Genomic DNA, 19,148 nt, shown 5'->3' with positions numbered 1-19,148 from the left:
TGTTGATAAGCTATTATATTCAGCAAAAGAAAGAGGCAGAAATATAATAGAAGTAAGGCACAATCAAAAAAATAACAAGTAAATTTGCTATCCTATTTTCCATCATGCTGTGTCGCTAAATTGTCCTAATAGACCCGCTATGAGAACAATTCAGCTCCTTACCTGATGAGAAATACCCATAGCAACTTTGGACTTGTTATTTATTTTCATGTGCCTAATGGAAAAGGAGGAGGAAAGTAGAAAGTGACGCTTAAAAGCTGAAACTGTTTATTAAGATATCACTTTTACCGAGCTTTGGCTCACCACTAGAAAGTTCCATTATTTCTTCATTATTATCTTCATCAAAAGAGATTACGCTTGTGACTTTTTTCTTTGTGGTCCGACATTTATTTGCTTTCATTTTCTTTTCAGAAGTTTCTGTAACTTTACTATGAGCATCTAAATTTTTTTGGTCAGTTTTCTGAGCGGTAGTGTCAAGTTTATCACTGGCAGCTTCTTCAATGCAATTTGTGTTTTTTACGGACTTTATGGCATCAATGTTACTAGTATTAACGTCTATTAATACCTCTTTATTAATATTGCTGCTAAAGTTTATGCTGCCTGCTTGATTAGTATCTACTTCTTGATTTATATCAATGTGGTTTAATGAAATGACGTTATTAATTGGTGCCTTAACTTTATTATTGTAATTTTCCAAGTGAGCGTTAGTATTATTATTTTCAGCTGATTCTTTAGAACTAGGTACCATATCCTCAGAAACTTTTTCAGTAGCAGTTTTTGCTGTTTTTTCTGTCTTAATATTTTGGTGCTTTACAAAATTTTTAACTACATAGACTCCACCAGCCATAAGTTCAACCATTTCTAATTTTATAAAGGTGTCTAAAGCCAAGCTGACTTCCGCAGCTTCTCTATTAAATTCTATTGCTAAGGTTTCAATTGTATATGGGATGTTTTTAGACATATATAATTCTCCATTTAAATTTACTTTTCCGCATAAAGCTAAAAGCCTGGTCCAAACATAGTGGATTACATCTCTTTCAGGCATTCTATCAATTATTTTAAATTTTGTATCCTCATACATATCAACTCTTAATCTAATAAATTTTCTTTCTCTCATTTTCCTTCACTCCTATATAAAGCACAGCAAAAAAACTCTTTAAGACTTATCTTATTAATCTTTTCATGCGCGTAATTTTTATTTTCATATAGGATATATGTTAATAATAGAAGAATAACAATAATAAATAAAAATTTTTTTGAAATAAATTTCTTACAAATTAGATTTTGCTTGAGTCTTATATTCTAGAATCTTAAAGGATAGCTCTAAAGTAAACAAATTACTGCTGTCATCAAGTGCTACTCCAAGTATTTTATGAATTTTATTAAAGCGGTAAAAGAATGTACTTCTATGTATATTTAATTTTTTTGCAGTGATATTTGCATTTCTATTATTTTCAAAATAGGTCTTTAGAGTTAAGAATAAATCGGTTTTATTTTCTTTATCAAAGTTCATTATTTGATTAAGCCAAGGATGAATTAAAGCTGATAAGCTTATCTTATTTAAATTACCATTTGAATCATCATAAATTTGAAATATATAATAATCTATATAATTTTCAAAGTAACTAATATTATCCGTTGCTATATTTTCGGATAAGTTTAAAGCACACATTGACTGATAAAAGAAGTCATGTATATTTAACAGGTTTTGAAAGGGAAGGCTTATACCACATTTCAATTTGTTTAAATGCAAAAAGTTTAATAGGTTTTCTTTTATAGAAGCTGTAATAACTTCATTATATTCATTGCTGATAAGAAAAATAATTTTATCAGCATAATAAGTAGAAATGCAGTTTTCAAGTATTACCTTAAGTCTATTAATTAATTCCCTTAAGGCAAAATTGTGTCTATAATCCTTATACTTTTGCTTAAAAGGTATAGATAGAATAATAAAATTTTCCTTTATACTAAAATTATTGTTTTGTAATCTTCCTATAATATATTCAATATTGTCAATTTTATTTATTAATAAATCCATTAAGTAGTATTCTTCATTTAATCCTGAGGTGGTGACAAATAAGTTTTCTCTTTCTAATTGAATAGAAAGTACTTTAGATAGGGCATTTGTCAGTTCTAAATCATCTTCTAGAAATTCCCTATTACTTTGCAAAACTCCAATGTATCCAACTGTAATATTATTAATTATTATTGCGCAGAAAATTAAATTCTCGTCATCATAATAAAAGAAGGAATTAGTTGTATTGTAAATATTGTCGATACATTTACTTTTTTTCATTAAGGCTACTATATCCAGCATAAGATATTCTTCACCATTGTGAGTTTCTATATTTGAATTATTAGTTTTTGCAAGCTTTGAGCGAGCAATAATTCTATAACTGGTATCTAAAATGAAAATTTGATTGTTTAATAGATTTTCAGCTACACTGAGAATTTTATCAATATTTCCATTGTTTAATAAACTATCATAAATTTCATATTTCTTTATATCTAAATAATTTCTTTTGCACATTAATTTTGCTCCTTATCATTATTAAAAAAATGTATGAATTGGATATAGCTAAATAGAGAATTTTTAGACTTATTTTTGATGAAGGCAAGTTTTCCATATGTTAATATTAATACAATTCGTTTATTTTGGTAAGAGAAATTAAATTACCAGAAAATATTTAAATTAAAGATATTAATACAAAGGAGAATTTTATTATGACTTTTTCAATATTAGGTATAACAGCAGGAAGAAAAGATTCAAATTCTGAAATTCTATTAAAGGAAGCACTACTTGCATGTCAGGAACAAGGTGCAGACGTAAAAATGATTAATTTAAGAGACTATAACATTATTGAATGTTCTGGATGCACAGCGTGCACGCATGGTATGACTAGTGGAAAAAATGTTGGATGTACATTAAGCAAAAAAGATGATAAGCAGGCAATCATGGATGTTATGTTAAATGTAGATGCTATAATTGTATCAGCACCAACATATGATTTAATGCCAACAGCAACGTTCACAAAGTTTATGCATAGAAATTTAGCATATGAATCAGCATTTTTAGAATCAATTGGAGCAATTAAGCATAGAGATAGAGTAGCTGGATTAATTGCAGTTGGAGGCTCTACTCGTTCATGGCAGTCGATGGCTTTAGAAAGCATGCAGGCTACATGTTTTACAAATGACTTTAACGTAGTAGATATGTATTTAGCAACAAGAGTACCAGCGCCAAAACAATGTTTATTACATGATGATATGATAAAGCGTGCTCATAAAATGGGTGAAAATATCATGAGATCATTAAACACACCAGTATCAGAAAGAGAATGGCTTGGTGATGAAGGCATGGGATGGTGCCCGCATTGTCATTCAAATGCATTAATTTTAGGAGAGCCACAATGGGATGGAGTATATTTCCCAGTTGAATGTCAAGTTTGTGGTGCAGGCGGAAATTTAGAAAAGACAGAAGAAGGTAAGTGGAAGTTTGTAATTCAAGAAGATGGCTTAAGTCGTGATCGTACAGATACTAAAGGAAGACAGGAGCATGTAAAGGAAATTATGCATACACAAGGTGGTTTCTATACAGAAGAAAATTTAGCAACGGTTAAAGAAAGGTTTGCTAAATATAAGGATTTAAAATTTCCTACAATTGAAATTAACAAATAATAAAATAGGGATAGGGCATTAATATACAAAGGCTATATGATGTTTTGAAAAATTGATGGAAAAATCGAAAGTTATATCCCAACTTATTATAGATAGAAATGCAAAAAAATTATAAAAAATAATCAGAATAGTAGATAATATATTTTAGCAAAAGTTATAAATTTATAATAAGGTTATAACTTTTGCTAATTTTTTTTATATTAATTGTAGGTTATACAAGTTGAATAAATTAGGTAAAGAAAGTAATTTTGTTTAATGCTAAAAATAATGGAGGGATATTTATATGATTATTAATAAATTAGAGTAAGCGCTGGAACAAATACCGTCATGTAAATAGACCTTCAATTTGATATGCTCTAATAAAGTAAATCAGATTGGAGGTTTTTAATATGGCATCCACAAATGAAAATCTGCTCCTTTGGGAGCAACGGATCAATGAAAGAAATGAAAGTGGTATGACAGTCAAAGAATGGTGTGAAAAGAAAGGAATTAGTAAACATAAATATAATTATTGGAATCACAAAATACTAACTAGAAAAGAAAAGCCTGTTGAAAAAATAGCATTTACTGAAATTACCCCAATCCTTTCAGAAAATGATAATCTAGTATCAAACTCAAATAAATCTGATGATTTTCAGATACTCTACAAAGATATACAGGTTACGATTCCAAGCAATTTTAATCAAAATTCTTTAGCAGGACTAATGAGGGTTCTGCAAGAATTATGATGCACCATATAGCCGATGGGGCGGAGCACATATATCTTGCACTCGGTGCCACCGATTTTCGCAAGCAGCAAAACGGACTAGCCGCATTGGTTTCATTGAAATTTAATCTTAATCCATACTCTGGTACAAGTGTTTTCTTATTTTGCAATAAAAGGCACACCTCTCTTAGAGCACTTAGATGGGACAAAAATGGATTTATATTAGTTACAAAGTTTCTTTCTGATGACATGAAATTTCAGTGGCCAAAAAATGAAGGAGAAGTACGTGATATAACCAAACGTCAAATGGAATGGCTTTTAGATGGGCTACAAATTGATCAGAAAAAAGCACATCGAGAAAGGATTGACACTACGGGAATGATTTTCTAAAATCGTCTAAAAAGCTAGTAAAATAGCCACTTTTCTGGTATAATATAAGTAGAGAATTAACTAGAAAGGAGCCTTTGCTATGCAGTTTTTAGATAAGAAAGATTTACGAATTAAAGAACTTGAAAATGAAAATAAAAAACTGCAAGAAAAGGTGAATATGTTAGAGCATAATGTTGAACTCCTTACTCAAGCGGTTTTGCATGCATCAAAACAACGTTTTGGGGCGTCAAGTGAAAAAACTCCTAAAACAGATGGGCAATGCTCTCTTTTTGGTGAAACATATGATGAAATTCTAGATGAAAGCAAAATTATAAATATTAAAGAACATAAAAGACCTGTAAGAAAAAAAGGTGACAGAGAAAAATTAATTAAGGCACTGCCACACGAAGTAGTTGAATGTGTTCTTGATGGAGAAGCTTTGTGCAAAATCTGTGGAAGTGATCTTAAAGTAATTGGAAAGAAAAAAGTAAGATCGGAAATGGAATATATTCCAGCAAAGCTTATAATAAAAGATTATGTTCAATATGTATACAAATGTATTGAGTGTGGGAAAAATGATATAAATCCATATGATTCTATATATTGTGCACCTGTACCAGCACCTGTGCTTACGCATTCCGTCGCTTCGCCTTCAATTATAGCCTGGCTAATGTATCAAAAGTATATGATGTCTATGCCGTTATACCGTCAGGAAAAAGATTTTAAAAGGATGGGTGCTGAACTTAAAAGAGATATGATGGCAAATTGGATAATACATAGCTCTGAATATTGGCTAAAGCCCCTATATGAACTCATGCATAAACAATTATTAAAGTGCAGTATTATCATGAGTGATGAGACAACATGGCAGGTAAACAAGGAAAAAGATAAGAAAGCATCTAGTAAATCATATATATGGATACATAGAACTGGGGACTGTGAAGGTCCGCCAGTAATTCTATATCAATATACTAGCAGTCGTGCTGGAGATCATGCAAAAGCTTTTTTAGATGGATTCACTGGTTATCATGTAAGTGATGCGTATGCAGGATATGAGAAAGTTGAAGGAATCACTAGATGCTTGTGCTTTAGCCATCTAAGAAGATATTATCTTGATGCTATCCCACTAGATTCTGGTAAGAAAGAGATTTCAGGATCCGGCGGAGCCATTGGACGGGCTTATTGTGATAAACTCTTTAAATTCGAAAGAAAATGGAAAGAGTTATCTCCAGAAGAAAGAAAAAATAACAGGATTATATATAGTATCCCTATATTGGATGCCTTTTTTGCATGGGCAGAAAAAACAGTTACAAAACAAGAGCCCTTAAGAAAGGCGCTGTATTATACATTAAATCATAAAGAATATTTTTCAAACTTCTTGCTTGATGGAAGAATACCTTTATCAAATAATTTATCTGAAATTGCTGTGAAACCAGTAGCAATTACAAGAAAAAATTCGTTATTTTCAGATTCGCCAGCTGGGGCGGAAGCGTCAGCAATTATATTTAGCATTATAAATATAGCCGCAGCTAATAATCTAGATGCATACAAGTATTTGGAGTATATATTCCGCAATTTACCTAATATTAATTTTACATCAAACGATTCTGTTCTTGAAGAATATTTACCATGGGCAGATCAAGTGCAACTTGAATGCAAAATAAATACAGAAGAAACTAACCCAAAGGAGGAGAATATAAGTGAGTCAGCCTAATATAGACTATATGATGAATATGACTAAAGAATTTCTTAGCGGAAGAATTGACGAAATAGCTTATACTCTAGATTTTCCATATGAACTTGAAAAAAGATACAATAAAATGCACAGAGAAGATGATGATTATTGTGAATTGATATATGAATGTCTTTATGAAGAAGGAATAGCTATTTTTAATGACTTATCAGATTCTGAATTTAAAAAACTTATTCGAAAACAATATAACTACATAAAGAAAATTGCAAAAGAAGGTTTTTATTAAAAAAGTAGCTTCTCAAGTTCCTGAGAAGCTACTTTTTTTCAATACGGCAGGTGTTCCACCGCTTACTAAATTAGATGATGGAACATATTATTGTTTTTGTTGATTAAGTAGTAAAAAGAAGTTTATGATAATGATTAGGTAAATTTATAAAAAAATCAAGATAATAGATGAAATGTTTTAGCGAAAGTTATAAACTATAAATAAGCGTATAATTTTCGCTAATTTTTTGCTTAAATAAGATTATAAGGGGAATGATTCGAATGATAAAAGGGATAAAGCTAAAAGTATTGTTACCATTAATATCACTTAGTTTGTTTTTTATAGTGTTTATGGCAATACAATTTAACGCCACAAGTAACAATTTAAAAAAGGTACGGGAAATGAATAATAAATATTTTTATATAAGCACTAAAGCTGATGAACTAAAATTAGATGTTGTACAAGTCCAGCAATTTCTTACAGATATTAGCGCGACAAGAGGCGCAAAAGGCTTTGATGATGGGTTTGATGAAGCAGAAAAATTTGCTAAGGATCTAGAAAGTGTTGTGAGTGATCTTAAAGAAAAAAATCCAGAAAGTGCAAGTGAATTAGATAATATACAAAAAAGTTTTGAAACTTATTATGAAACAGGAAAGAAAATGGCACAAGCTTACATAGACGGTGGTCCTGAAAAAGGAAATTTATCTATGGGAGAATTTGATTCTACTTCAGAAAAGATTAATGAGGAAGCAGATACATTTAACGAAGCAGCAGCAAAAAACATTGAAATATCTATGAGTAGTATAGAAAATGATATAAGAAATACAATAATTTTAATGGGAATATCTGTTTTAGCATTGGTGATAATATTTGTTATAGCTTGGAGATATATATCTAAAAGTATTGTTGCACCAATAACTACTATGCTTTCAAAACTTAATGAAATGTCTAATAATGGTGGAGATTTAACCCAAAGGATTGATTTTCATAGCAATGATGAGATTGGTGAAATGGCAAAAAGTTTTAATTTAATGCAGGAGTCTTTTAGGCAGATTATCAATGTTGTTATTAATGAATCAAGAAATGTCGAAAATAAAGTTAAAAAAACTAATGAAAATATAGGTGAGTTATCTGGATTAATTGAAGATGTTTATGCTACAACAGAAGAATTATCAAGTGGTATGGAGGAGACAGCAGCTTCAACAGAAGAAATGAGCAATAATACATCTTTAATTAACTCAGATATGAAGGGAATTGCACTAAAGGCAAAAAGTGAAGCTGAAAATTCGAAGCTTATAAATGAGAGAGCTAATGAACTTAAAAATAAAGCTGTTAATTCTATGGAAAATGCTCAAAAGATTAATTCACAAACTCAAAGTAAATTATTAGAAGCTATTGAAAAAGCTAAAGAAGTAGAAAAGATAAAGGTTTTATCAGAAGCTATTTTAGAAATTGCTTCTCAAACAAATTTATTAGCATTAAATGCATCAATAGAGGCCCAAAGAGCAGGTGAAGCAGGCAAAGGTTTTTCAGTAGTAGCAGAAGAAATTAGAAATCTTGCAGAAGATTCTAAAAACACTGTATCAGAAATAAGTAATATTAGTAATATCGTTATGGGAATAGTAGACAACTTAGTTTCTACTTCTCAAGATATGCTTAAATTTATTAATGTTGATGTGATAAATGATTATGAGATGATTGTTAAAACAGGAGAGCAGTATAGTAAAGATGCAGCTATGGTTTATGATATGACAACAGAATTTAGCAATAAATCTAACAGTATGATGGATTCTATGCTTAGGGTTTCGGATGCGGTAAAACAAATAAATGATTCAAATACTGAATTAGCTGCTGGAACCACTAATATTGCAGAAAATATAAATACCATATCCGAAAGTTCGGGAAATGTTGTTGAATTAATTAAGGAAGTTAGTGTAAGCACTAATAAGCTAATTAGTATGGTTAATAATTTTAAGGTATAACTATGGTTATTAAAAATAAGTAGCTTAAAGAGAAAAGACAAGCGTAACTATTTTAAGCTTGTCTTTTCTGTTATTTAAATTTTCTTCGTATTACAATGCTCATAGATTTTTTTGCATTGCTTTCCTTTAAAATTTTTGTAGCTCCAAAGAAATTTCTTAATTCAGAAAATATAAAAATCCATAGAATATAGAAACAAGTGAAAATGGTATAATTGTTGCAGGAAATCCATTGTAATTATCTTTCTTATATATATATCCAATTATGATGGAATCTACTAAAGTACCAATAAAAATTAATAACGAAGCAATGGCATATGCCCAAAGTTTATCTGATACATTATGGATGCCAACTATCCATATAGCATAATATAGATAGTCACCTAATCCACAAGTGGGTATAAGTTCATTGTTTCTTGTTTTACCATAAACAATTAATTTAGACACAAATTGAATATTAGACATTGCTTTGGCGTTCGCTGTATTTTTTCCGTACTTTGTAAAACTTAATACATCCATTATAGATACTGCGATACCAATAGCAATAACAGTTTCTATATCTATAACACTACCAAATGCAATCCCCATATGCATTACAGCAAACATAGATATTAATCCGAGCACAAACAAACGTTCTTTATTGTATCTTATAGTAAAAGTATACACAACAATAAAAATCAACCCTACAATACCTAACACTATTTTAAATATCTTAGGTTCGATATACATTAATGATATAGTAAATAGTGAATATATAATTATATAAAATATAGACCATTTTACACCTTGTTTGTATCTGATTTCTTTTTCTTCCATGAATGCAACATCTCCATTAACATAATTTTAGATAATCATTCGTCATTTTATTATGCATAACTTATAGATTATGTATAATAAAGATACCTGTATATAAATACTGGTTGTATCGTTTTAAAATCCTTAACCATAATATAGCTATGTGCTATCAAATTTTTGGTTCGTGCTACCTATTTTTCTGTACTGAATGTGTTTATTCACTTATGCTATTTAAAATAATTTCCAAGATATTTTGCTGCAACTCCATTAAAAGAGCCTATACCAAGAAATTCATTAATACAGTTGAGTATCTTATGTCTCCAGTAAAAAGAAGTTGAAATATTAATTTCTACTTCTTTAGCATAAGGCTTTTGCTTGTGCTGATACTGATATTACATTACTTATGGTTATACCTCCGAAAACTGATTATATCTATATTATAAACTATTTTTGGAAAAGAATCATAAATCAACCACTATTTAAAACAGAGCCGAATATTTAAGTAATACTATTGAACCTAGGAGTTAAATTAGCTCAAATTTCAAATCAAGCCTCATAAATGCATTAGATATTTGAGGATATGGGTGAGAGAGATTTATTAAAATATCAATTGGGCATCTGCAGAATAAAGTAGATGCTCTTTATTTTCATATGCCTTATACAAAACTGAAAATATAATTTGATTAGCAATTATGGATCAAGTTGATCTAGTTCTAAGTATTGATAAGTATAAGAAAGTCGAAGGTGAATTTAAAACAAATATTTCAGATAGATAATGTTTAAAGTGAAATTATGGGATATAATAAAGGAATAAAGGGATGATAAGAGTGGAATAATGGCTATATATATAGTGATAGAAAGCATGAAGGTAAATAAAGCTCTAAATACATGAGTTTACATAGTAATGCAAATAATATAGTAAAGTAATTATAGATGAATAGGAGGATTTCATGGCTATATATTTAAATACTGATAAACCTTTTGAAAATTATAGAGAACTTGTGAATGAAGAGTATTTTGTGGATAAATCTTTTATGATAAAATTGATTAACGAAAAAATATCTACAAAAAATAAATATATATGCATAACAAGACCAAGAAGGTTTGGTAAATCAAGTATTGCTGATATGTTAGGTGCTTATTATTCTAAAGCAGTAGATTCAAAAGAAATATTTAATAATCTTAATATAAGTAATGCAGCTACCTATGATGAACATTTAAATAAGTATAATGTAATTAATATATCTTTTAATACAATGTCTGAAGTCGGAAATACTTATGATGATTATATTAAGATGATAAGAGATACGATAAAAAAAGATATAGCGCAAAAGTATCCCCATATTACCTCAGATGATTATTTTAATTTAAGCTCCATGTTATATGAGACTAAAGATAAATTTATTTTTATATTTGATGAATGGGATTATATTTTTTCTAATAATATTTTTGAAGAAAATCAGAATGATTTTTTAGAGTTTTTAAGAAATCTTTTAAAGGATCAGCCTTATGTGGCTTTAGTATATATGACAGGTGTTCTTCCTATAAAGAAATATTCTAGTGGTTCAGCGCTTAATATGTTTGATGAGTTTACTTTTTTAAAAGATAGAACCTTTGATGAGTATTTTGGATTTACGGAAGATGAAGTTATAAAACTTTGCAATAAAAATAAAAGTATTAGTTTTAAGGAATTGGAAAGTTGGTATAATGGATATTTAACAGCAAAAGGCATAAAGATATATAATCCACGTTCAGTAGTAAAAGCGCTTCAAAATAATTACTGTGAAAGTTATTGGACCAATACTGGTGCTATGGATGAAGTAACAGAGTATCTTAAGTACAATACTTTGGAAATTAGGGACGATGTTATAGAAATGGTATCAGGGAACGAAATTGATATAACTATTGATGAAGATTTTAGAGCAGGTCAAGGAGCACCAAGAAATAAGGAAGAAATATATTCTGCTATGATAGTACTTGGATTTTTATCATATCATGACGGATACTTAAGAATCCCTAATAAAGAACTTATGAAGGAGTTTGAGAAATCTTTAGAAGATAAATCATTTGGATATGTTTCAGAGATAATTGAAAATTCCAAGAGAATGCTAAGAGCAACAGTTAAAGGTGACACAAAAACTGTAGAATCAATATTGCATGATATTCATAACTCGGAAATACCAATACTTCAGTATAATGACGAGAATAGTTTATCATGTGTGTTAACTTTAGCATACCTTTCTGCCAGAGATACTTCTAGAGTAGAACGTGAGGAGAAAACAGGGAAAGGTTATGCAGACTTTACGTTTCATCCAAGAAGAAAAAATGATATTCCTTTCATAGTTGAACTTAAGAAGGATGAAACTACAGAGGTGGCAATAAATCAAATAAGGAAAAAAGAATATGTAGAAAAATTTAAAAAAGAAAATGAAAATAAGAAAGTATTGCTAGTTGCAATATGTTATGATTCAAGGGAAAAAGAACATAATTGCAGAATTGAAGAAATTTAGGATTTGCTAGATAGGTTGCTTTAACCTATCTGTATTTCCTGAAAATGTTAAATAGGGGGATGTCTATTATCAAAAGATATAGCTATAGAAATTTCAACTTTACCAGCTCAAAAATCTAAGAAAATCTGAAAAATTAGATAAATAGGTCTTTTTGTAAATTATCTTTGTAGATTGGTAAGTTTTTTAGAATGTGTTATTATTACTGTAAGAAAAGTGATTAGTAAGTTATAAGAATGGCTTATTTACTTTGGATTAACATTATAACATGAGATGTATTTAAATGCATGTGCAACGACAGTACTGAATAACCCAACAGGATTAACATTAACATGAGATGTATTTAAATTCTTGATGAGGAAGTTGTTGTTTCTGTTTATTGTTTATATACTTTAAAATAAGCAGTATCTTTGATAATATAGCCAGTCTGTTCTAATACAGATACACAGCATACACACATGTTAGAATAGGCTGCATAATAGCTATAAATTACTTAATGCGGCCTAATCTTGTTTCATTTTATGAGAATTAGTTAATTTGTCTTTATAATTATCTCATTGTATGAGAGCATATCTAATTATCGAGTGTCTTTGAATAATTGAATACTTCTTCAGACCAAGTACGTGACCATTCTCCAAATGGACGCAATAACTCCATGAGTTCTTTTCCGCGTGTAGTTAATTGGTAACCATCATTAGTGCGCTCTACAATATCGGCTTCTCTAAGTTCCTTGATACGGTTGTTTAATATTGTAGGAGAGATTGACTCACACCGTTTTTGAAGTTCTCTAAAAGTAGAAGGGCCCTCCTGTAAATTCCAAATGATACCCATTGCCCAATTTTTACCTAAAAGGTCAAAGAGAGCCATAATCGGGACACCGGATTTAGAGCCCCTAACGGGTTTACCTGGACATGGAACTGCCATATTAATTCCTCCTTGAAAAATATCTCTAAATATAAATCGCTCCTCGCTTGTAATAGAAAAGCGAGGAACTTAAGTATTTTGTCTTATTTGTTAGCTAATTTTTCAGCCAATGTTTGACCGCCGATACCAATACTATCAGCATCATATTCCTCAATAAAGACAGTGAAAGAACTTGCTGGAGAATTAGTAACTTCAGCAGCTACAGAAGTTAATTTTTCAATTAATTCCTTTTTCTTTTCAGGTTGAGTTTTTTTCATTTTCATAGTAATTACTGGCATAACTGCACCTCTTTCTAATATGTATTTGATATTGGCGCTACAAAAAAAGTAGCGTGCTACAGATATTATAGCATGCTACTTTTTCTGTAGCAATATTTTTTTGAAATTTTATTAAATGGATAACTCAAGTAAAGAAATAAGCATCAAATTAAGCAATAGTTCGAATGTTTAAAAAATGAAGGGGTAGACTTAAAATATTAGGCATTCCAACAAACATGAGGGATATATAACAAGATCAAAAGTGGCTATTGGAACAAGGATATCAAAGGAAGAAATTAAGGAGAGAAGATATGGTTAGATATTTTAGAGGATGATACTTCACAGTATCCGGAATATATTGTCTTGGGAGTTGGAATGGGAGAGATGAGTGCCAGAAGCTTTGGGTTTATGGAATATAGATGAGTATAAGAAAATACGGATTAACAAGAGGGCAGTGTATTTTTTATATACTCATACTGTTAATTCCAACCTTTGCAAACATCAATCCATTCTTTATAATTAGAATATTTTTCTAATTCCTCGAGAGAAAGTTCTATTGCACTATTTCTGCTGCCGCATGCAGGATATATTTTTAAAAATCTTTTTAGTGATTCATCTAAATATACTTCAATGTCAGATCTAATTCCAAAGGGACATACACCTCCAACAGGATGCCCTGTTATTTGCTCCACTTCATCACCTTTTAGCATTACTGCTTTTGTATGATACTGCGCTTTGTACTTAGAATTATCAATTTTTGCATCTCCAGCCATCACAATTAAAATTGCCTTATCATTAATTTTAAACGACATTGTTTTTGCAATTTCTTTCTCTTCACAATTAATAGCTGTTGCTGCTTCTTCCACAGTTGCACTAGATATAGGAAGTTCCAGTATTCTATCTTCCATGTTCCACTTTTTAAAGTAATTTTTTACCGATTCAAGTGACATAATAATTCCTCCTGTTTTTTATATTGTAATTGAAATTTTTATTCATGCGAGTGCTAAAGTTAGTAAAGCACACTAATATCCTTATAATGCTTATTATAACATATTTTATAAAATTATATATATTGGTTTCTAAATCCTAAATTCTTTTGGCCAATGCTTTGAGTTGCAGTGTCAATTTTATCAGTAGCAGCTTCTTTAATGCAATCCGTATTTAGTTCAGAATATTTCATACCATTAATAGAACTAGTATTAGTGCTCTTGGATATTTTTAGATCAATATTATTGATGATATTATAGATATATATAGGTTTAGCAAAAATAGATAATTGTTTTATATATAAGTTAACTTTAAAAATTTCTTATCTATATAAAAAGTAAATGCGAGTAATATTTATGGAAAATTTTATTATTGTACAAGAAAAGATTCGAATAATAAAAAATAAATTTGAACTGTACTTATATATAGGGAAAAACGTATAATTATGGTAACATAAAATGGAGGGATAATATGGGGAATTTAAATAATACGTTAAAAATGTTATTTATGTTGAAGTCAGGAGGAGTCATTAAAGCTAAAGATATTGCTAATAGGCTAGAAATAGATGAGAAGCAGGTGCGGAGATACAAAGAGAATTTGGATGAATTTTTTGACATAGAATCAATATCCGGAAAAAACGGTGGATACAAATTGAATGCGGATTATTTTCCATTTAAGGAAGTATTAACTGAAAAAGAAGTAATCTTGTTAAAAGAAGCAATCTCATCTTTAGATGCAGATTATATTGAAAACAATCCACAACTACTTAAAGCAATAGAAAAAATAAATTATACAATTCTTAATAATGAAAGTAATGAAGAGTCTTGTGAACAAATAATTCCTTATTCCAGAGTTCGAAATATGAAAACAAATCTGCAAAAAGTATTTGAAGATATTTATAAAAATATACTAAGCAGTCAAGAGATTATAATAGATTATAAAGATAATGAAGGAAAAATCACAGAAAGAAGAGTACAACCGTACCAGTTTATTACATATAAAGGAGAAAAATATTTAGTGGCTTTTTGTTTGTTGCGTAACCAAATACGATTTTTTAAGATTAGAAGAATTGCAGAGTATAAAATAACATCAATAAAATTTGAAAAGATTATTGATGTAAAAAGACTATTAGAAGATTATAAGAAAAATAGTATTGGCATTTTTGGAGGGAAAAAGTATAACTTGAAATTGGAGATTAAATATCCAATGGCTAACATAATTAAAGAAAGAATATGGGTTGAAAATCAAGAAATAGATGATGTAACATTTCAAGATAGAATTATATTTAAAGCATCAATGACAGGTGGACCAGAAATAATATCATGGATACTTAGTATGGGAACCTGCGTTAAGGTGATTGAACCAGAAGAATTAAAATCTGAAATGCATAAAAATTTAGAAGAGATGGTAAAAAATATTTAAATAAAATTATAACCTATACAATATATGTACAGAAAAGGTGATAACATGCTGTTAAAAGATGAAACAAAAAATTTGAATGGAGGTGAAATCTAAATGAGAATTAAAGTGAATTTTAAGGCTGAACAAAATAAATTTCCTTTGAGTTATAGAATGATGATTTCTAGTGTTATAAAGAAATCACTAGAAATATCGGATGAAGAATATTTCAAAAATATGTATTACTATGAGGAAAAGAAAAATAAGAGAATAAAACCATTTACCTTTTCAGTATTCTTTAAAGATTACAAAATTGATAAAGGAGAGGTGAATCTAAATGGACAAGGCTCAATAATAATATCGACTCCAGATTATAATTTTGGAATAATTCTTTACAATGGTTTATTAAGGTTAAGAGTATATGATTATAAGGAATACAAAATAAATATTCAGAAAGTACTTTTAGAAAAAGAAAAAACTATTAATGAAGATGAAATTTTATGTAGAACTCTTTCACCAATATATATTAGAACTAATGACAATAAAACTGTAACTATTGATGAAATAAATAAATTTAATGCTGAATTAAATTATATAGCTAATATTGCCATAGAGACTTATAGCGGAAGAGGATTAGAAGAAGAGCTGAAATTTACACCTGTAAAAATGAAAAAAGTAGTTGCAAAAGAGAAAATAACAGATTTTAAATTACTAAATAATAAAGAATTTTTATATATAGAAGGCTACGCAGGTACATTCAAGTTAGAAGGCAGCATAGAAGATTTAAAACTATTGAAACAGCTAGGCCTAGGCTTTAGAAGAAGTGAAGGCTTCGGATTATTTGATTTAGTGTAAAGGAGGTGTGAAAATTGAAAATATATAATTCTGAACAATGGTTTTATAAGCTAGGAATTGTGGGATTTAACCGAATCATTAAATATAACAGAGAGTACCATGGTTTGAATATAGATAAATATAATTATAAGGTTTCAGGTGATTTTATAGAATTTGATTCAGAACTCCTAGAAGATTTCCCTTCTTATTATTATAACTATTTTATAAATGAATACAATGTTTCAGAGTCAATGAATGAGAAACTAGATAAGTTAGTATGGGCCGCAAAAGATAAGGAGAAATTCAAAGATAGATTAAGCGATATTAGAAAAATCATAGGAGACAGAAATAAGAAGATAGAGAAATTACAAGTTGTTGAACTTGATAGATGTAAAGATATACATTCTAAATTAGGAAAAATCAAGTTTGAGCAGTTAGCAGAAGTAGAGGAATTAGTTAAAAAATATGAAGATATTGTTCAGTTAGAGCATTTAAACAATCCTATGACTGTAGCATATTTCAAATCAGCTTTGAACCAAAGTTTCTTTGGTCAGGTGAGTTTTTTAAATGTTTGTAATAATAGCAAGAGTATAATCGAGCAAAAAGAGATATTTTTTAATGATTATGTAAAACCAGTATTAGATGGAGATAAATTTGCAAAAGTAATTAATGAGAAAAATGAATTAAGTTTAAAAAAATATATTGATGAGAAAATAGCTACATCTGATAGCAAAAAAATCAATGTGGTTGATAAATTGTTATCGCAAATTAATAAAAACTTATTTGAAAAAAAGAGAAAAGTAGAATCAGTTAATTTTATATTAGAAAATTATAACACATGTAGAATTTGCGATGAAAATCTTTCATTTGGCGATGATTATACTGATGGAAGTTTCATTCCATTAGCAATAAGTAATGCTAATAGTAAGAATCTGTTTTGGAAATTTGATAGCAGGTATCCAATATGCCCATTATGTAAATTAGTTTTATTTTGCACATCTGCTGGATGCACTAGAATATTTAAAAGCTATCTAAATGATAAGTATGATTATAATGACAAGTTATACTATGGTTTTGTAAGCATAGATGGTGATTTAAAAGAACTAATACAAGAAAATGATAACTTTAGAAATGTTACTAATAAAGATGGAACATTTGAAGAATTCATTTTAGATAGTGTAAAGCAAAATAAGAAAATAAGTTCTTGGCAGCTTGAAAATATTCTTTATGTAGAATTTAATGCAGATTATAGATCAAGAAATTCTAAATTAAATTATTTCAATATACCAACATATTTAGCAAGCTTTTTAAGAAATAATTATGAGGAACTAGATAACATAAAAAATCAAAGAGAAAAGATGAAGATTTTTGATTTTATGGTTCAAAGAAAAGATTTGAAACATGTTATAGATTTAGAACTTAGAGCTTTGATTAATGAGGAAGTATATGCTAATAGAGATATTTTAAGAATAATCAGGATAAGAAATTACTTGAAACAATATAAAGGAGGATGTAAAAAGGTGGACGAATTAGCTAAAAAAAATTTGAATTATTTATATTTCCAAGGCACTGACATAGCTAAGATTTATAGGTTGAATAACAGTGAAAACAAAATATCTGGATTAAGTTATAGATTATTGAATTCTGCTAAGGCAGAAAATAAAAAAGATTTTATGGATACAATCATAAGAATATATATGTCTGTAGATAAAGAAATACCAATGATATTTTTAGAGGTAATGAAAGAGTCAAAATTAGATTTTGAAGAAATAGCTCACAGCTTTATAGCTGGATTAAATTCCAAAGGGATAGAAAATGGTAATAAAGAGGGGGAAAACTAATATGAGTAAATCAATCACATGCAGTATTATATTTCAAGGTCAAAGTTTAAATTATGGTGAAGGAATAGGAAATATTTCAGAATTGAAAAAGTTAACAAGAGGAAACGGAAATCTTCATACGTTGGAAACTAGACAAGCGTTAACTTATGATATAAGAAGACTGGGAAAGGATATTTTCGGATGGAATTTACAAACAGTAGATAAGAGCAAAGGAACAATACAATTTAAGAATGAATACACAATTAAAGATTCTGAGGAAATGGATTTGTTTGGATACATGAAGACGGCAAAAAAAGAGGGCGATGAAAAAGGTGGATCAGCAATTAGATCTGCTGTAGCAAGAGTATCGACTGCTATTTCTTTAGAACCATATAAAAGCGATATGGATTTTTTAAGCAACAAAGGTTTCGCAGATAGAATTGGAGAGCATCCTAATTTAGCAAATAGTGAGCAGCATTTAAGTTATTATACTTATACGCTTACTATTGATTTAGATAAAGTTGGAGTGGATGGAGATATAAATTTAGATAAGAATGAAAAAGCAAAAAGAGTTAATCAATTATTAGATCTAATAAAAGTTCTTAATAGAAATATTAGAGGAAGACAAGAAAATTTATCTCCATTATTTATAATCGGTGGAGTATATGATATAGCTAATCCATTTTTTATGGGAAGAATCGGGTTAGAAGTGAACAAAGGAAAGTTTAATATAAAGACTAAACCTTTAGAAGATGCTTTAAGTATGAGTATACTTGATTGCGATGTTAAAGAAAATACCAATATGGGAGTAGTTTCAGGAGTTTTTGAAAATGAAGAGGAATTATGTAAATTAGTTAAAGAGGAAATTTCTAATATAGAAGGATTCTTTAAACAATTAAAGAACAAAGTTACTGCTTACTATGGGGTGTGATTTTA

General features: G+C 29.1%; 17 protein-coding genes and 1 pseudogene. 11 read left to right on the top strand and 7 right to left on the bottom strand.

The window, feature by feature from the left end:
* Positions 1-250: 250 nt before the first annotated feature.
* A complete protein-coding gene (locus tag CDLVIII_RS22675; protein ID WP_009171810.1) occupies positions 251-1,117 on the bottom strand; it encodes a phage replisome organizer N-terminal domain-containing protein in 867 nt (288 codons plus the stop codon).
* A gap of 153 nt (positions 1,118-1,270) precedes the next feature.
* Positions 1,271-2,530: a helix-turn-helix domain-containing protein gene (locus CDLVIII_RS22670; protein ID WP_009171809.1), complete on the bottom strand. Its 1,260-nt coding sequence runs from the start codon at positions 2,528-2,530 to the stop codon at positions 1,271-1,273.
* Positions 2,531-2,724: 194 nt separating this feature from the next.
* Here CDLVIII_RS22670 and CDLVIII_RS22665 point away from each other — a divergent pair, with 194 nt between their 5' ends.
* From CDLVIII_RS22665 to CDLVIII_RS22640, 6 genes are all read left to right on the top strand, one after another.
* The gene (locus CDLVIII_RS22665; protein ID WP_009171808.1) at positions 2,725-3,678 is read left to right on the top strand and encodes a flavodoxin family protein; all 954 of its coding nucleotides are present in this window, start codon (positions 2,725-2,727) and stop codon (positions 3,676-3,678) included.
* A 389-nt stretch (positions 3,679-4,067) separates the two neighbouring features.
* On the top strand, positions 4,068-4,406 hold the full coding sequence (locus tag CDLVIII_RS22660; protein WP_009171807.1) for a hypothetical protein: 339 nt from the start codon (positions 4,068-4,070) through the stop codon (positions 4,404-4,406).
* Positions 4,403-4,774 carry an IS66 family insertion sequence element accessory protein TnpB gene (tnpB, locus tag CDLVIII_RS22655; RefSeq protein WP_009171051.1) on the top strand — a complete coding sequence of 124 codons (372 nt, stop codon included), beginning with the start codon at positions 4,403-4,405 and terminating at the stop codon, positions 4,772-4,774. The genes CDLVIII_RS22660 and tnpB overlap by 4 nt, the downstream gene beginning before the upstream one ends.
* A 79-nt stretch (positions 4,775-4,853) precedes the next feature.
* Positions 4,854-6,467, top strand: coding sequence for an IS66 family transposase (locus tag CDLVIII_RS22650; protein WP_009171806.1), 1,614 nt, complete (start codon positions 4,854-4,856; stop codon positions 6,465-6,467).
* Positions 6,454-6,732 carry a hypothetical protein gene (locus CDLVIII_RS22645; RefSeq protein ID WP_009169737.1) on the top strand — a complete coding sequence of 93 codons (279 nt, stop codon included), beginning with the start codon at positions 6,454-6,456 and terminating at the stop codon, positions 6,730-6,732. The genes CDLVIII_RS22650 and CDLVIII_RS22645 overlap by 14 nt, the downstream gene beginning before the upstream one ends.
* 260 nt (positions 6,733-6,992) lie before the next feature.
* Positions 6,993-8,693, top strand: coding sequence for a methyl-accepting chemotaxis protein (locus tag CDLVIII_RS22640; RefSeq protein WP_009171805.1), 1,701 nt, complete (start codon positions 6,993-6,995; stop codon positions 8,691-8,693).
* 156 nt (positions 8,694-8,849) lie between these two features.
* On the opposite strand, the gene CDLVIII_RS22635 is transcribed toward CDLVIII_RS22640, so the two are convergent.
* Both CDLVIII_RS22635 and CDLVIII_RS30885 read right to left on the bottom strand, forming a co-directional pair.
* Positions 8,850-9,506 carry a hypothetical protein gene (locus CDLVIII_RS22635; protein WP_009171804.1) on the bottom strand — a complete coding sequence of 219 codons (657 nt, stop codon included), beginning with the start codon at positions 9,504-9,506 and terminating at the stop codon, positions 8,850-8,852.
* A 68-nt stretch (positions 9,507-9,574) separates the two neighbouring features.
* Positions 9,575-9,847, bottom strand: a pseudogene (locus CDLVIII_RS30885) (hypothetical protein); the annotation flags it as partial.
* 588 nt (positions 9,848-10,435) lie between these two features.
* Between CDLVIII_RS30885 and CDLVIII_RS22630 the strand changes: the two are divergent.
* Positions 10,436-11,995 carry an AAA family ATPase gene (locus CDLVIII_RS22630; RefSeq protein ID WP_009171803.1) on the top strand — a complete coding sequence of 520 codons (1,560 nt, stop codon included), beginning with the start codon at positions 10,436-10,438 and terminating at the stop codon, positions 11,993-11,995.
* A 570-nt stretch (positions 11,996-12,565) separates the two neighbouring features.
* On the opposite strand, the gene CDLVIII_RS22625 is transcribed toward CDLVIII_RS22630, so the two are convergent.
* The 3 genes from CDLVIII_RS22625 to CDLVIII_RS22615 form a co-directional block, all read right to left on the bottom strand.
* Positions 12,566-12,916 carry a helix-turn-helix domain-containing protein gene (locus CDLVIII_RS22625; RefSeq protein ID WP_009171802.1) on the bottom strand — a complete coding sequence of 117 codons (351 nt, stop codon included), beginning with the start codon at positions 12,914-12,916 and terminating at the stop codon, positions 12,566-12,568.
* Positions 12,917-12,999: 83 nt separating this feature from the next.
* Positions 13,000-13,194, bottom strand: coding sequence for a 4-oxalocrotonate tautomerase DmpI (dmpI, locus tag CDLVIII_RS22620; RefSeq protein WP_009171801.1), 195 nt, complete (start codon positions 13,192-13,194; stop codon positions 13,000-13,002).
* Positions 13,195-13,652: 458 nt separating this feature from the next.
* Complete coding sequence (locus CDLVIII_RS22615) at positions 13,653-14,123, bottom strand: YbaK/EbsC family protein (RefSeq protein WP_009171800.1); 471 nt, start codon at positions 14,121-14,123, stop codon at positions 13,653-13,655.
* Between the two features lie 508 nt (positions 14,124-14,631).
* Here CDLVIII_RS22615 and CDLVIII_RS22610 point away from each other — a divergent pair.
* From CDLVIII_RS22610 to cas7i, 4 genes are all read left to right on the top strand, one after another.
* Positions 14,632-15,582 (top strand): WYL domain-containing transcriptional regulator, encoded by a 951-nt coding sequence (locus CDLVIII_RS22610; RefSeq protein ID WP_009171799.1) that lies wholly within the window; start codon positions 14,632-14,634, stop codon positions 15,580-15,582.
* 93 nt (positions 15,583-15,675) lie between these two features.
* Positions 15,676-16,413, top strand: a complete 738-nt coding sequence (gene cas6 / locus CDLVIII_RS22605) for a CRISPR-associated endoribonuclease Cas6 (protein WP_009171798.1) — start codon at positions 15,676-15,678, stop codon at positions 16,411-16,413.
* A 14-nt stretch (positions 16,414-16,427) separates the two neighbouring features.
* Positions 16,428-18,233 carry a type I-B CRISPR-associated protein Cas8b1/Cst1 gene (cas8a1, locus tag CDLVIII_RS22600; protein WP_009171797.1) on the top strand — a complete coding sequence of 602 codons (1,806 nt, stop codon included), beginning with the start codon at positions 16,428-16,430 and terminating at the stop codon, positions 18,231-18,233.
* A gap of 1 nt (position 18,234) precedes the next feature.
* A complete protein-coding gene (gene cas7i / locus CDLVIII_RS22595; RefSeq protein ID WP_009171796.1) occupies positions 18,235-19,143 on the top strand; it encodes a type I-B CRISPR-associated protein Cas7/Cst2/DevR in 909 nt (302 codons plus the stop codon).
* The last annotated feature ends 5 nt before the right edge of the window (positions 19,144-19,148 follow it).

Source organism: Clostridium sp. DL-VIII, from assembly GCF_000230835.1.
Lineage (GTDB): Bacteria > Bacillota > Clostridia > Clostridiales > Clostridiaceae > Clostridium.
This window is presented reverse-complemented; position numbering and strand designations above follow the sequence as displayed.

Bases quoted from the DNA above. Each gene is read 5' to 3' on its own strand.
- CDLVIII_RS22640 (WP_009171805.1), top strand. From the start codon at position 6,993: ATGATAAAAGGGATAAAGCTAAAAGTATTGTTACCATTAATATCACTT.
- CDLVIII_RS22615 (WP_009171800.1), bottom strand. From the start codon at position 14,123: ATGTCACTTGAATCGGTAAAAAATTACTTTAAAAAGTGGAACATGGAA.
- CDLVIII_RS22670 (WP_009171809.1), bottom strand. From the start codon at position 2,530: ATGTGCAAAAGAAATTATTTAGATATAAAGAAATATGAAATTTATGAT.
- CDLVIII_RS22630 (WP_009171803.1), top strand. From the start codon at position 10,436: ATGGCTATATATTTAAATACTGATAAACCTTTTGAAAATTATAGAGAA.
- CDLVIII_RS22675 (WP_009171810.1), bottom strand. From the start codon at position 1,117: ATGAGAGAAAGAAAATTTATTAGATTAAGAGTTGATATGTATGAGGAT.
- CDLVIII_RS22625 (WP_009171802.1), bottom strand. From the start codon at position 12,916: ATGGCAGTTCCATGTCCAGGTAAACCCGTTAGGGGCTCTAAATCCGGT.
- cas7i (WP_009171796.1), top strand. From the start codon at position 18,235: ATGAGTAAATCAATCACATGCAGTATTATATTTCAAGGTCAAAGTTTA.
- tnpB (WP_009171051.1), top strand. From the start codon at position 4,403: ATGATGCACCATATAGCCGATGGGGCGGAGCACATATATCTTGCACTC.
- CDLVIII_RS22635 (WP_009171804.1), bottom strand. From the start codon at position 9,506: ATGGAAGAAAAAGAAATCAGATACAAACAAGGTGTAAAATGGTCTATA.
- cas6 (WP_009171798.1), top strand. From the start codon at position 15,676: ATGAGAATTAAAGTGAATTTTAAGGCTGAACAAAATAAATTTCCTTTG.
- CDLVIII_RS22650 (WP_009171806.1), top strand. From the start codon at position 4,854: ATGCAGTTTTTAGATAAGAAAGATTTACGAATTAAAGAACTTGAAAAT.
- CDLVIII_RS22610 (WP_009171799.1), top strand. From the start codon at position 14,632: ATGGGGAATTTAAATAATACGTTAAAAATGTTATTTATGTTGAAGTCA.
- dmpI (WP_009171801.1), bottom strand. From the start codon at position 13,194: ATGCCAGTAATTACTATGAAAATGAAAAAAACTCAACCTGAAAAGAAA.
- CDLVIII_RS22665 (WP_009171808.1), top strand. From the start codon at position 2,725: ATGACTTTTTCAATATTAGGTATAACAGCAGGAAGAAAAGATTCAAAT.
- CDLVIII_RS22660 (WP_009171807.1), top strand. From the start codon at position 4,068: ATGGCATCCACAAATGAAAATCTGCTCCTTTGGGAGCAACGGATCAAT.